The sequence below is a fragment of the Pseudomonas canadensis genome (assembly GCF_000503215.1).
Classification (GTDB): domain Bacteria; phylum Pseudomonadota; class Gammaproteobacteria; order Pseudomonadales; family Pseudomonadaceae; genus Aquipseudomonas; species Aquipseudomonas canadensis.
The window spans coordinates 1-14,391 of the sequence record NZ_AYTD01000001.1; the positions used below are offsets into that span (position 1 = coordinate 1).

Below are 14,391 nucleotides of genomic sequence, written 5' to 3' on the forward strand. Positions count from 1 at the left end.
TGAGAAATTCGAATTTTCGGCGAATGTCGTCTTCACAGTATAACCAGATTGCTTGGGGTTATATGGTCAAGTGAAGAAGCGCATACGGTGGATGCCTTGGCAGTCAGAGGCGATGAAAGACGTGGTAGCCTGCGAAAAGCTTCGGGGAGTCGGCAAACAGACTTTGATCCGGAGATGTCTGAATGGGGGAACCCAGCCATCATAAGATGGTTATCTTGTACTGAATACATAGGTGCAAGAGGCGAACCAGGGGAACTGAAACATCTAAGTACCCTGAGGAAAAGAAATCAACCGAGATTCCCTTAGTAGTGGCGAGCGAACGGGGACTAGCCCTTAAGTGGCTTTGAGATTAGCGGAACGCTCTGGAAAGTGCGGCCATAGTGGGTGATAGCCCTGTACGCGAAAATCTCTTAGTCATGAAATCGAGTAGGACGGAGCACGAGAAACTTTGTCTGAATATGGGGGGACCATCCTCCAAGGCTAAATACTACTGACTGACCGATAGTGAACTAGTACCGTGAGGGAAAGGCGAAAAGAACCCCGGAGAGGGGAGTGAAATAGATCCTGAAACCGTATGCGTACAAGCAGTGGGAGCCCACTTTGTTGGGTGACTGCGTACCTTTTGTATAATGGGTCAGCGACTTATTTTCAGTGGCGAGCTTAACCGAATAGGGGAGGCGTAGCGAAAGCGAGTCTTAATAGGGCGTCTAGTCGCTGGGAATAGACCCGAAACCGGGCGATCTATCCATGGGCAGGTTGAAGGTTGGGTAACACTAACTGGAGGACCGAACCGACTACCGTTGAAAAGTTAGCGGATGACCTGTGGATCGGAGTGAAAGGCTAATCAAGCTCGGAGATAGCTGGTTCTCCTCGAAAGCTATTTAGGTAGCGCCTCATGTATCACTGTAGGGGGTAGAGCACTGTTTCGGCTAGGGGGTCATCCCGACTTACCAAACCGATGCAAACTCCGAATACCTACAAGTGCCGAGCATGGGAGACACACGGCGGGTGCTAACGTCCGTCGTGAAAAGGGAAACAACCCAGACCGTCAGCTAAGGTCCCAAAGTTATGGTTAAGTGGGAAACGATGTGGGAAGGCTTAGACAGCTAGGAGGTTGGCTTAGAAGCAGCCACCCTTTAAAGAAAGCGTAATAGCTCACTAGTCGAGTCGGCCTGCGCGGAAGATGTAACGGGGCTCAAACCATACACCGAAGCTACGGGTATCACGTAAGTGATGCGGTAGAGGAGCGTTCTGTAAGCCTGTGAAGGTGAGTTGAGAAGCTTGCTGGAGGTATCAGAAGTGCGAATGCTGACATGAGTAACGACAATGGGTGTGAAAAACACCCACGCCGAAAGACCAAGGTTTCCTGCGCAACGTTAATCGACGCAGGGTTAGTCGGTCCCTAAGGCGAGGCTGAAAAGCGTAGTCGATGGAAAACAGGTTAATATTCCTGTACTTCTGGTTATTGCGATGGAGGGACGGAGAAGGCTAGGCCAGCTTGGCGTTGGTTGTCCAAGTTTAAGGTGGTAGGCTGGAATCTTAGGTAAATCCGGGATTCTAAGGCCGAGAGCTGATGACGAGTTAACTTTTAGTTAACGAAGTGGTTGATGCCATGCTTCCAAGAAAAGCTTCTAAGCTTCAGGTAACCAGGAACCGTACCCCAAACCGACACAGGTGGTTGGGTAGAGAATACCAAGGCGCTTGAGAGAACTCGGGTGAAGGAACTAGGCAAAATGGCACCGTAACTTCGGGAGAAGGTGCGCCGGTGAGGGTGAAGGACTTGCTCCGTAAGCTCATGCCGGTCGAAGATACCAGGCCGCTGCGACTGTTTATTAAAAACACAGCACTCTGCAAACACGAAAGTGGACGTATAGGGTGTGACGCCTGCCCGGTGCCGGAAGGTTAATTGATGGGGTTAGCTAACGCGAAGCTCTTGATCGAAGCCCCGGTAAACGGCGGCCGTAACTATAACGGTCCTAAGGTAGCGAAATTCCTTGTCGGGTAAGTTCCGACCTGCACGAATGGCGTAACGATGGCGGCGCTGTCTCCACCCGAGACTCAGTGAAATTGAAATCGCTGTGAAGATGCAGTGTATCCGCGGCTAGACGGAAAGACCCCGTGAACCTTTACTATAGCTTTGCACTGGACTTTGAATTTGCTTGTGTAGGATAGGTGGGAGGCTTTGAAGCGTGGACGCCAGTCTGCGTGGAGCCAACCTTGAAATACCACCCTGGCAACTTTGAGGTTCTAACTCAGGTCCGTTATCCGGATCGAGGACAGTGTATGGTGGGTAGTTTGACTGGGGCGGTCTCCTCCTAAAGAGTAACGGAGGAGTACGAAGGTGCGCTCAGACCGGTCGGAAATCGGTCGTAGAGTATAAAGGCAAAAGCGCGCTTGACTGCGAGACAGACACGTCGAGCAGGTACGAAAGTAGGTCTTAGTGATCCGGTGGTTCTGTATGGAAGGGCCATCGCTCAACGGATAAAAGGTACTCCGGGGATAACAGGCTGATACCGCCCAAGAGTTCATATCGACGGCGGTGTTTGGCACCTCGATGTCGGCTCATCACATCCTGGGGCTGAAGCCGGTCCCAAGGGTATGGCTGTTCGCCATTTAAAGTGGTACGCGAGCTGGGTTTAGAACGTCGTGAGACAGTTCGGTCCCTATCTGCCGTGGACGTTTGAGATTTGAGAGGGGCTGCTCCTAGTACGAGAGGACCGGAGTGGACGAACCTCTGGTGTTCCGGTTGTCACGCCAGTGGCATTGCCGGGTAGCTATGTTCGGAATAGATAACCGCTGAAAGCATCTAAGCGGGAAACTAGCCTCAAGATGAGATCTCACTGGAACCTTGAGTTCCCTGAAGGGCCGTCGAAGACTACGACGTTGATAGGTTGGGTGTGTAAGCGCTGTGAGGCGTTGAGCTAACCAATACTAATTGCCCGTGAGGCTTGACCATATAACACCCAAGCAATTTGACTACTCTAACGAGCATCAGATTGCGGTGTGTGAAGACGAAAATGAACCGAAAGTTCGACGCTCACAAAACACCGAAAGCTGTCACATACCCAATTTGCTGAAGCGAGGCATAAGCCACGACTCAGTACCCGAATTTCTTGACGACCATAGAGCATTGGAACCACCTGATCCCATCCCGAACTCAGTAGTGAAACGATGCATCGCCGATGGTAGTGTGGGGTTTCCCCATGTGAGAGTAGGTCATCGTCAAGATTAAATTCCAAAACCCCTGTTTGCTAACGCAAACAGGGGTTTTGTTTATGTAGAAGTCCATGAATTTCATCGGCACGTCGCTAGCGCAACGGTCCGATACACAGAATTTCTTGACGACCATAGAGCATTGGAACCACCTGATCCCATCCCGAACTCAGCAGTGAAACGATGCATCGCCGATGGTAGTGTGGGGTTTCCCCATGTGAGAGTAGGTCATCGTCAAGATTGAATTCCGAAACCCCTGTTTGCTAACGCAGACAGGGGTTTTGTCGTTTAGGACTATTAAGTCACTGCGCTTCGTAATCTCCTCGCAAATGCCTACCGCTGGTCGGTTTCCTACATAAAAAAAGGAAACACCTCATAAATTCCTAAGATTTGCCAAGCCTTGGCCGAAAGCCTGACGAGCCATGCGTGCACCGAAATAGAGCGGCCCGAGAGTCCGCCTATACCGCTACATGGAATGTTCCACTCGGCACGCTCACCCCCCTTTGGCAAAAGAAGTCGATGAAATGAATCTCAAGTTCAGTCATAAAATTCTGTTGGCCGCGTCAGGCGTCGTGGTTCTGGCCTTCGCGTTATTCACCCTCTACAACGACTACCTGCAACGCAGCACCATCAAGCAGAACCTGGAGTCGTCCATTCAGCAATCCGGTGAGCTCACTGCTAGCAGCGTGCAAAACTGGCTTAGTGGGCGAATACTGGTACTCGAAAGTCTGGCGCAAAACGTAGCCCATCAGGGCAATGGCGCAGACCTTCCGGGATTGGTCGATCAACCCGCCTTCACTGCCAACTTCCAGTTCACCTATGTCGGTCAAACCAACGGCGTATTCACGCAGCGCCCCGACGCGAAGATGCCCGATGGCTACGACCCACGCCAGCGCCCCTGGTACAAACAAGCTGTGGCTGCTGACAAAACTATGCTGACTCCGCCTTACATGGCGGCGGTAGGCGGGCAGATCGTGACTATCGCTTTGCCGGTGAAAAAGAATGGTGAGCTACTGGGTGTCGTTGGTGGTGACCTGAGCCTGCAAACCCTGGTGAAGATCATCAACTCGGTGGACTTCGGTGGTATCGGTCATGCGTTCCTGGTCAGCGGCGATGGTCAGGTCATCGTCAGTCCCGACCAAGATCAGGTGATGAAGAACCTCAAGGACATCTACCCTGGCACTCAGGTGCGTATCGAGAAGGTCAGTCAGGAAGTGATCCTTAATGGCCAGGAACGTATCTTGTCGTTCACGCCTGTGAGCGGCCTGCCAGGTGCGGATTGGTATATCGGTCTTTCGATCGATAAAGGCAAGGCCTACGCACCGTTGGGTAAATTTCGTACCTCAGCGCTGATAGCCATGTTGATTGCCGTGGTGGCGATTGCAGTACTCTTGAGCCTGCTGATCCAAGTTTTGCTGCGTCCTCTGACCACCATGGGCGTTGCCATGCAGGATATTGCCCAGGGCGAAGGCGACCTGACCCGTCGTTTGGATGTCACCAGTAAAGACGAGTTTGGTGAGGTAGGGAGCGCGTTCAACCAGTTCGTAGAGCGTATCCACGCCTCCATCTCCGAGGTGTCTTCTGCAACACGCCAAGTGCATGATTTGTCCCAGCGTGTCATGGCATCTTCCAACGCCTCGATCATCGGCTCCGACGAACAGAGCGCGCGCACCAACAGTGTGGCTGCCGCGATCAACGAATTGGGTGCCGCTACTCAGGAAATCGCACGTAACGCTGCCGACGCTTCGCAGCATGCCAGCGGTGCCAGCGAACAGGCTGATGATGGACGCAAAGTGGTAGAGCAAACCATCCTGGCAATGTCGGAACTGTCGCAAAAGATCAGCCTGTCTTGCACCCAGATCGAGACCCTGAACGCTAGCACCGACAACATTGGTCATATCCTTGATGTGATCAAAGGCATCTCCCAGCAGACCAACCTGCTCGCGCTCAACGCTGCGATCGAGGCTGCCCGTGCCGGAGAAGCGGGTCGTGGGTTTGCCGTGGTCGCTGATGAAGTGCGCAACCTGGCACACCGTACGCAGGAGTCCGCCGAGGAGATCCACAAGATGATCACCTCACTGCAGGTGGGGTCGCGTGAAGCGGTTACCACCATGAACGCCAGCCAGGCCTCCAGCGAAGAAAGTGTCGAGGTGGCCAACCAGGCCGGTGAGCGGCTTATCAGCGTGACGCAGCGGATCGTTGAAATCGATGGCATGAACCAATCCGTCGCTGCCGCCACCGAAGAGCAGACGGCTGTGGTGGAAACACTCAATGTCGACATCAACCAGATCAACCTGCTGAACCAGCAAGGCGTGACCAATCTCAACGAAACGTTGAAGGATTGTGACGCGTTGTCTCAACAGGCCAGCCGTTTGAAACAACTGGTCGACAGCTTCAAAATCTGAGTCTGAATGAACAGGAGCGAATGTCTCGCTCCTGTTCTTCAACCAAGCATCTGGCGCACATTCCCCAGTGCGCTTTCGGCGAACTCTCGCACAAACTGCTCAAACCCCGCCTGCGCCATTTCTATCGGCTCGCCGATCAGTGTCCATGTTGCCCTGGAGCGGCTTGAGCCAAGTGCTTCAACGTGCATCGCTGCCCACAAACGCGCCAGGCCCAACGTGTTGTAAATCGTGGTCCAGGTCATACACATGGCCTGTTCGTCCCGACTGTTGAGTTGTTCCACGACACAATGACCATTGTGGAAGAATTTGGTGCGTAAAGCGCCCACGCCCTCACCTGTCATTTCGATGTGGGATAGGGCGGGAATGAAGGCATCAAAGCCTGCAAAGTGACCCACCACGCTCCACAGTCGGGTGGCCTCGCAGTCGACCACGACAGAGGTCACCACAGGCGTTCCACGTGGGTTGTGAATCAATGTATCGGGTTGCAGCGGTTTCATGGGGATGTCCTGAAGCGGTTCAAAGAAAGCCTATGGTTTTGAGGTGGTCGCAGCCCTTGCGTAGCAGCGACGGGGTCTTTTCGGGGTAGTGGGCACCCATTTCTTCCACGACCTTACGCGCGTTGGCGCAATGGATCATTGAAGTGTCGCCAATGTCTTCACCTAGCTCATCCAGATAAAAGCCCAATACACCAAACAGTGCGTTTTCGCGGCTGACGGTGCGTAAGGCCTGCTGCCAGTGCGCGACACTGACCCGGTCGAATACGTAGCCCGCCTGGTTGAACGCATCAAGATACTGAGCCCAGCTCAAAGGCTGCGGGTTATGCAGGTTGAATACGTATCGCGCAGCTTCAAAACGGCCGCAGTGGAACGCAACGAAGCCAGCAAAAAAATCCACAGGCATCAGGTCGAAATTCACCTCGAAACAAGGCACCACACCCAATTGCAGCGAGCCCTTGAGCATCAGCATCAGACGATTTTGCTGTGGCTGGCAAACACCGCTTCGGGTGTTGAAGCTGATGTTTCCCGGGCGGTGAATGTTCACCCAGGAACCTTGTGTTACCGCGTGCCCCAGCCAGCGCTCGGCGACCCATTTGGACAAGTTGTAGCCATTTTTGATGTAAATGGGAGGGGTCGACGCGGCAGGCGTTTCGAGGACGTGGCCATCCGCGTCGATGTTGCTGCATGCCGACAAGGTCGACACGTAATTGAGCACTTTTTTGCAGTGGGTCTCACACAGGCGCAGACACTCCAGCACGGGGTCTACGTTGTCTTTTACCAACGAGGCATAATCCATCACGTGATTGACCTGCGCTGCGTTGTGCACAACCACACCGTAGTTGCGTGCAAGGTGTTCATACGTATCGTCAGCCAAACCCAGGCGTGGCTGGCTGATATCCGCGGCATAGACCTGCACCCGGCTCAAGTCCAAGTGTTCAAGACGGTGCTCGCGCAATGCCTCGGTGAATCGCGCAGCTGCCGGTTGGTCTGGATGCTCTCGCACCAGACATGCAACGTGCTTGGCACCCTTTGCCAGCAGCGCTTCGACAATATGCACACCAATAAAGCTGTTGGCGCCTGTCACGATGACTCTGCCGCGATCACCGGCGCTTTGCTCAGGCAATACCTGAATAACGTTTTCACGCTGTGCATCCCGTACCGCAAGACCGGAAGACGTGTCGGGCAGCGCACCATTCTCAATCAACAGCGCGAGGGTACGGATCGTCGGTGTTTCAAAAAATCGGTTCAAAGGCAGGCTGCGGCCAAATTGCTTTCGAATGCGCAGCAACAGCGTCGACAGCAATATGGAGTGGCCGCCAAGATTGAAGAAGCTGTCATCAATCGACAGCGCTTCCATGGGCAACCGCAGCAACTCACGCCATAACGCCACCAGTTGCATTTGAAGGGGCGTTTGCGCAGTCTGCCCAGCGCCCGTCAACGTCGGTTGGGCCGGTAATGCGAGTAAGACCGCGCGATCGATTTTGCCGTTACTTGAGCAAGGCAGGCTGGGTAGTTCGGTCCACACGCCAGGCTGCAAATAGTCTGGCAGCCACTGTTGTGCATGCTGCTTCAGGTCGCTCAGAGTGGCACCAGGTTCTGGTTGGGCGACGACACTGCGAATCCTGTATTTATCATCAATCACCACCGCCAGTTGGCGATACAGTCGACTGGCGCGCAGACACTGTTCGATTTCCTGAGGCTCGACCCGAATTCCGCGAATTTTCACCTGCGAGTCCCGCCGTCCGCCCAACTCGATACCTTCGGCAGTCCATTTCGCGAGGTCGCCACTACGATAGGCGCGCACGGTCTGGCCACCCGGCAGGGCTAGCTTTATGAAGGGGGAGACGGGCAACTGCACGGCATTCAAATACCCCAGGCTTACTCCCGGGCCGACGATGTAGAGTTCGCCTATTACCTGTTCATCCACGGGTTGCAGCTCATCGTCGAGGATCAACACCTGGCTGTTGGCGATGGGGCGGCCCACGTTGCGATTGCTGTCCCCGACCTGCAGCGTTCGATGGGTGACCAGTACCGTCGCCTCGGTGGGGCCGTAGAGATTGTGAAGGTGGCATTGACCCGCCAAACGCTCGATCACGTAGGGCTCGCAGGCGTCGCCACCGGTGAACAGATGCATCAAACCCAGGGGTTGATCCAGCGGCAGGATGCTGAGCAGCGCCGGAGGTAGGAACGCGTGGCTGATGTGTTGTTGGCGGATCAACTCGACCAATTGCAGCGGATCGCGCCGTTGCGTTTCGCTGGGGACGATCAATTGTGCGCCGGCGATCAGGGTGGGAAAAATATCCATCAGTGATGCATCGAAATTCACTGAGGCAAACTGCAACACGCGACTCTGTTCGCTCAGCGCCATTTGGCTACCAAACCAGGCGGTGAAGTGGGCGAGGTTGGCCTGGCTGAGCAGCACACCCTTGGGCCGTCCCGTGGAGCCCGAAGTGAAGAGCGCCATGCACGGTGATTCAAGCTCCGTGGCATGCTGCGAGGGGCTTGCTGTGTGTGGTATGCCAAAAGTGCTCACATCCAGTGAAACGAAATGCTCACGCAACGGGTGGGCGCCGCCATCCAGCAAAACGCGGGCCCCTGCGCTGTCCAGCATGGCCTGCTGGCGCTGTGGCGGGTCACTCGGTGCCAATGGCAGGTACACTGCGCCGCAGCCGAGCACTGCGAGAATGCTGGCGTACAATTCGACGGACTTCTCCAGGCAAACACCGACCACGGCTGGGCGCTCAATGCCCTCCAGTAACGGTTCCAGCTGTTGCTGGATGGCCAGGGTCTGAGCCTGCAGTTGCCGGTAAGTTGTCACGTTGCCCGCAATGTACAGTGCGGGTCGCTCGGCGAAGGCAAGAAGGCTGGCCTGCAATCGTTCGATCATGGGTACTTGAGCCGCCTGCAACAGCGCTGGGTCTGCCGTACGATTGAACCGATGCTCAAACGCCAGCACGTCCAGCCGCAGGAGGTCTTGCTCAGGCCAGGCATTGGCATGTGCCTCTGGCGGCAAATACTCAGGGTCACGTGCGAAGCTGCTGACCTGCAACGCTACCCATTCCGCCAGCACCTGCGTTGCTTGCAAACGCAATCGCTGGCCATTTCCGCTGGGCTCTGCTGCCAGCTCCAGTACAGCTAGCAGGTGTCGGTTGCGGTCATACCCGCGCAATTGCAGTGCAGGCAGCCCGTGTTCGGTCAGAGGGCCGATGCCCAGGCGCAGGCTGATATGGGCGACTTCTGCCAAGTGCTTTGGCAATGACTGGCTCCCGTCTTCGACCACCAAGTCGACGGCTTCTTCACCGGACCTATGGCCGTATTGCTCCAGGGCTTGCTTTACGCGGTCCAGGGCTTGGCTGACACCGACCCATCCAATGGTCAGGCATCTCATGCTGCTCTCCCGGCCAGTTGTAAATAGTCGCTCAGGGCGTGTGCCACGCTTGGCGTCTGCAACAAACCGCTATGGTGCAGAAAACTCGTGATGTTGCCGATCATCGGGTGTTGTCGGGTGATGGGGAAATCCAGTGCGTCTATTTCTTCCCTTAGTGCCTGGCGGAGGCTGGCGCTGACGTTCAGGTGTTCGATCAGTTGCAGGTCAAAGGATTTCTGCAGGTCGTTGGTCAGGTAGTGGGCCAGAAATGTTGGCAGGACGTGGGCGATGATGTCGCGATCTTCCGGGCTCGCCGCCTCCCAGTACAGGCGAACCAGGCGTGTCCAGAATTGGGCATGACGTCCTTCGTCAAAGAGATGATCGGCCATCATGCCGCGGATCGACGACTTGACGCTGTCGTCCTTGGCGAAAGCTGCCACGTCATGAGTCACGGTGTTCTCGGCGATGGCCACACCAATCAACCCGACGGCATCACGCAGGTGCGAAGGCGCCAGCGCCTGGGCTGCGGGCAGGGCACGGCTGAGTTCGATTTGCGCGGGCAGGTCGAGTGGTTGTATGCCGGTCATTGCCACGGCCTGTTGCAGAAAGTCCAGCGCGACCAGAGCGTGATAATCCTCGTCCACCACGATGGTCATTGCATCGTAGCGACAGGCGAGGGGGAAGGGCACGGCGAAGCGGTTCTTGGCGATGCGGCGGGCGACGTCATCGACGATTTCGGTTTCGAAAATCACCACGTCATTGATGAATTTGTAGAAGCTTTGTACCAGTACAAAATCGCGCCATTGCGAACAGTGATCGAGAAACGTCGCGCCCAATACCAGGGGTTGACGGCTCAGTGGATAGATCAGGTTTTCGTCGTTCTCCAATACGCGCCGAGGCCGTGTACGAATGGTTGCACGGCGCTCCCAGTCGTCTGCGATGGAGCGGTAGTCAGCGCTATTCATGAGTGCACCGCCTGCAACGAGGCCCGTACGGTGTCCCAGAACGCTATGCGGTTTTCCACGGCATCGAGAGCCGCTTCATTGGCTTGTTCCTTGTGGTTCACGTCGTTGCCGATCAGGTGTTGGAGCAACTGTTGCGCCCCGGGCTCATGGCCCTGGGTGTCCAGTTCGATGTGACGGTTCATATAATGGACCAGGACGGGAGCCTGTCGATTGATGACTTCGCTACCCTGCAACAAGCGTTCAAACATTGCTGGGATGACGCTTTCACGGCCATGTAGGAACGCCGCTGCTACAGAATGGGTAGGGGCGTTCAAGGCGATGAGCAGGGTGCTTTCGACAAAGCGGGACACGCCCGGTGGCACATCGATCTGCTGCAACGCTGCCCGAGCCTCGAGGCCTCGACGTTGTAGCGTGATAAAGGTGTCGATGGCGGCGGTGCTGGCGCCCACTTCGATCATCGCCTCCCGGTACAGCTCGAAATGGCTGCAATAACCTCCCTCGGGACGCTCATCCGACTCTTCGCCCAGCACGATCTCGTTGATAAGGCGTGTGGCATGTGGGTCAGTCGGCGGAAGCCAGGGTAGTCGCGTGCAAGTCAGATCTTGTTGCAGGCGTTTGGTAAGGGTCATGAAGTCCCATACTGCAAATACGTGGCTTTCCATAAAAAGTTGTAACTTGCTAAGTGAAGTTATTTCTTCAAATAACAGGTGGTTGCATAATTGTTGTTTCTTTTGTTGAAGCAAAGTTGGGTGCATGGTTGATGCCTATAAGTTGTTGCAACTGCTCGTGGAGCAGTGATGGCTCTTGCAGCCGGAAGAAGACAGCTAACGTTTAACCAGGCACAAGACGGGGGGCGCCATACACTTGAGCTGGCAAGGTCAATTTAAGTATTTGACTATCAGTGAGCGATAATAAGCTGATTAAGTGATGGGGTGAGGTTATAAGTGTATGAGATGTTTTTTCGAAAAGTTACATGTGGTGGGCGAATTGTTTTATAACGGTGGGAAGTTTCCGGAGTGGAAGTAGACTTAATCTAATAAGGCTTATAAGTTGGAAGTGTCAGCGCGGAGCTCACCCCGGATGGGAGAAACCCCGCAATGTCTGTGGGTCAAAGCGAAGTGCTGGGAAAACTATCTGTCGGGCGCGCCGAGGCCATTGAGATAAGTGGCGATGACCTCCATGCCACGCGTCAGGTGATTGCGCAGTGTCAGGATGCTTTCTTCGATCTTTTTCTGCGCCACCAGGTTCAGCAATTCGCGGTGATCTTCCTGGGAGGTCTCGCCCAGTCCCATTGCCTCAAGGTTGAAGCGTAAAAAACGTTCCTCTTCATTCAATCCGTGCTCGACCAGCTTGAGCAATCGCTGATTGGGTGCCTTGCCATACAGGACCATGTGAAACAGGCGGTTCAGGCGGCCAATCTCGGTATAGTCCTTTTCCTGTTCCAGGGCAGTTATATAGGCCTCTGCCTCGGCAATATCGGCGGCGGTTAGCAATGGGGTCGACAAGCGCAGCGCTTCGGACTCCAGCAGCATGCGCAGGGCGTAGGTCTCAGCCGAATTGTCTTCGATCAATGGCGCAACCACTGCACCCTTGTGCGTCACCACATGCAGCAATGACTGTGCTTCAAGCTGTCGCAAGGCCTCGCGCACCGGCATGCGGCTGACCCCAAACAGGCTGGCCAACTCTTGCTGGCGCATGGCAGTCCCACACGGCAATCGACCATCGAGAATGGCGTTACGCAAGGTTTCTTCAATCACGGAACGAGCAAGATGGGCGGGAATAGGACCGCTGATCTTGATGCTGTTCAAAGGGTTCGGCTTCTGCGTCACGGCTACGCTATCCTACTACTTGAATGGGCATGGCTAATTGGATCCAATGAACACTAGAGACTGCCTACCAGCTTGTCAAACGGGCAAGGTTTTCGGCTTGTAAGCGGCTAAACATGGGGCTCTTGGTGCTCACACAGTATTTTTGCAACGTCTTACAGTCATGCTCTGAACTGAACGCTTCGCGTTGCGGATTTATTTCAGAGTGAGTGCCGGCAATGGGCATTCACCGGCACATTCCAGTCTATAGATATTCACTAACGGTATTTAAAGTGCTGGTCTTATATCTATAAAGTCACGCTCCTGTCTGACCGGGAGTGAATTCATGTCCGCCGCCTCTACTGTTTCAACAGCGACCCTTACCGCCCAAGCCTTCGAGATTCGCCCGCTTCCCGGCAGCGTGGGGGCCGAGATCATAGGCCTGGATCTGACCCGACCGATCGATGACCATGACTTTGCGCGGATTCATCGCGCGCACCTCGATCATCATGTCGTGGTCTTTCGTGACCAACGTATCACTCCCGAGCAACAAATTGCCTTTAGCCGTCGCTTCGGCGTGCTGCAGATCCATGTACTCAAACAATTCCTGTTGGCTAACCATCCGGAAATCCTGATCGTCTCCAATATCATCGAAAACGGCCAATCCATCGGCCTGGGGGATGCGGGAAAATTCTGGCATTCGGACCTGTCCTATAAAGAACTACCAAGCCTGGGTTCAATGCTGCATGCCCAGGAGCTGCCCTCTGAGGGCGGCGACACCTTATTCGCCGACATGCATAAAGCCTGGGACCAGTTGCCGGAACATCTGCGCAACGCTGTTGAAGGCCGCAGGGCGGCGCACTCCTACACCGCGCGCTACAGCGAAACCAAATTCGAAGGCAACTGGCGCCCCACGTTGACCCCTGAGCAGCTCGCCCAGGTTGCGGAAGTCGTACACCCGGTCGTGCGCACCCACCCGGAAAACGGCCGCAAAGCGCTGTTCGTCAGTGAGGGTTTCACCACACGTATCCTCGGTCTGCCCGAAGACGAAAGCCGTGATCTGCTCGGCCAGCTTTATGCACACAGCGTACTGCCGCAAAACATCTATCGTCACCAATGGCAGCCCCACGACCTGGTGTTCTGGGATAACCGCTCGCTGATTCACCTGGCCGCCGGCTGCCCCAGCCATCTGCGCCGCAAGCTGTACCGCACCACCATCCAGGGCGACGCGCCTTTTTGAAAGGGCTTGCACTCCTTCCCCCAATCGCACGAGAGTTGAAATGAACGCGCGCTTGCCAGGCCACGCGGCCAGCAACTTGAACGCTGTCGAACCGCTGCTGGCGGTAGACCATGTAAGCCTTGAATACCGCACCCCCGAACGCGTGGTGCGGGCCACTCACCAAGTGAGTTTCGAGATCGACCCTGCCGACCGCTTCGTGTTGCTCGGCCCCTCGGGCTGCGGCAAATCCACCTTGCTCAAGTCCATCGCCGGGTTTATCAAGCCCTGCGAAGGCGAGATCCGCCTGTTGGGGCAAAAGGTCGAACAACCGGGCCCGGACCGCATCGTGGTGTTTCAGGAATTCGACCAGTTGCCACCGTGGAAAACCGTCAAACAGAACGTGATGTTCCCATTGCTGGCTTCGAAAACCTTGAAGCGCGCCGAGGCCGAAGAGCGCGCGCTGCACTACCTCGACAAAGTCGGCCTCACGGCGTTTGCCGATGCCTATCCCCACACGCTTTCCGGCGGGATGAAGGCCCGTGTCGCCATCGCCCGTGCGTTGGCCATGCAGCCGAAAATCCTGTTGATGGACGAACCCTTCGCTGCCCTCGATGCCCTGACCCGACGCAAAATGCAGGAAGAACTGTTGCTGCTTTGGGAGGAGGTGCGCTTCACCCTGTTGTTCGTCACCCACTCCATCGAAGAAGCGCTGGTGGTGGGCAATCGCATCCTGTTGCTCTCGCCTCATCCAGGGCGCGTGCGTGCCGAAATCCACAGCCATCAATACGACCTGCACAGCCTCGGGGGTGTGGAATTCCAGGCGTCGGCGCGGCGGATTCATCGCTTGCTGTTCGATGAAGCGCCCGAGGCCGAACGTGAGTTGGGTTTCGCTGATATCCGCATCGCGTATTAAGGGGAAC

At 55.5% G+C, this 14,391-nt stretch carries 8 protein-coding genes and 3 rRNA genes; 6 read left to right on the forward strand and 5 right to left on the reverse strand.

The features are described from left to right. The first annotated feature begins 64 nt into the window (after positions 1-64). From U367_RS0100005 to U367_RS0100020, 4 genes are all read left to right on the forward strand, one after another. Positions 65-2,956, forward strand: a 23S ribosomal RNA gene (locus U367_RS0100005). A gap of 156 nt (positions 2,957-3,112) precedes the next feature. After that, positions 3,113-3,228 (forward strand): 5S ribosomal RNA (gene rrf, locus U367_RS0100010). A 109-nt stretch (positions 3,229-3,337) separates the two neighbouring features. Next, positions 3,338-3,453 (forward strand): 5S ribosomal RNA (rrf, locus tag U367_RS0100015). A 284-nt stretch (positions 3,454-3,737) separates the two neighbouring features. Continuing rightward, positions 3,738-5,618: a methyl-accepting chemotaxis protein gene (locus U367_RS0100020; protein ID WP_028615204.1), complete on the forward strand. Its 1,881-nt coding sequence runs from the start codon at positions 3,738-3,740 to the stop codon at positions 5,616-5,618. A 38-nt stretch (positions 5,619-5,656) separates the two neighbouring features. Here the strand turns inward: U367_RS0100020 and U367_RS0100025 are convergent, their stop codons facing one another. The 5 genes from U367_RS0100025 to U367_RS0100045 form a co-directional block, all read right to left on the reverse strand. Continuing rightward, positions 5,657-6,115: an SRPBCC family protein gene (locus U367_RS0100025; protein ID WP_028615205.1), complete on the reverse strand. Its 459-nt coding sequence runs from the start codon at positions 6,113-6,115 to the stop codon at positions 5,657-5,659. 19 nt (positions 6,116-6,134) lie between these two features. Continuing rightward, positions 6,135-9,503, reverse strand: coding sequence for an amino acid adenylation domain-containing protein (locus U367_RS0100030; RefSeq protein WP_028615206.1), 3,369 nt, complete (start codon positions 9,501-9,503; stop codon positions 6,135-6,137). After that, positions 9,500-10,447: a diiron oxygenase gene (locus tag U367_RS0100035; protein ID WP_028615207.1), complete on the reverse strand. Its 948-nt coding sequence runs from the start codon at positions 10,445-10,447 to the stop codon at positions 9,500-9,502. Before U367_RS0100035 ends, U367_RS0100030 begins: the two co-directional genes overlap by 4 nt. Beyond that, entirely contained in the window at positions 10,444-11,202 is a 759-nt protein-coding gene (locus U367_RS0100040) for a DUF3050 domain-containing protein (RefSeq protein WP_028615208.1), read from the reverse strand. Before U367_RS0100040 ends, U367_RS0100035 begins: the two co-directional genes overlap by 4 nt. Positions 11,203-11,577: 375 nt before the next feature. Continuing rightward, positions 11,578-12,276 carry a GntR family transcriptional regulator gene (locus U367_RS0100045; RefSeq protein WP_028615209.1) on the reverse strand — a complete coding sequence of 233 codons (699 nt, stop codon included), beginning with the start codon at positions 12,274-12,276 and terminating at the stop codon, positions 11,578-11,580. A gap of 322 nt (positions 12,277-12,598) precedes the next feature. On the opposite strand from U367_RS0100045, the gene U367_RS0100050 reads away from it, so the two are divergent. Then, positions 12,599-13,492: a TauD/TfdA dioxygenase family protein gene (locus U367_RS0100050; RefSeq protein ID WP_028615210.1), complete on the forward strand. Its 894-nt coding sequence runs from the start codon at positions 12,599-12,601 to the stop codon at positions 13,490-13,492. Positions 13,493-13,532: 40 nt separating this feature from the next. Further along, a complete protein-coding gene (locus U367_RS0100055; protein WP_028615211.1) occupies positions 13,533-14,384 on the forward strand; it encodes an ABC transporter ATP-binding protein in 852 nt (283 codons plus the stop codon). The last annotated feature ends 7 nt before the right edge of the window (positions 14,385-14,391 follow it).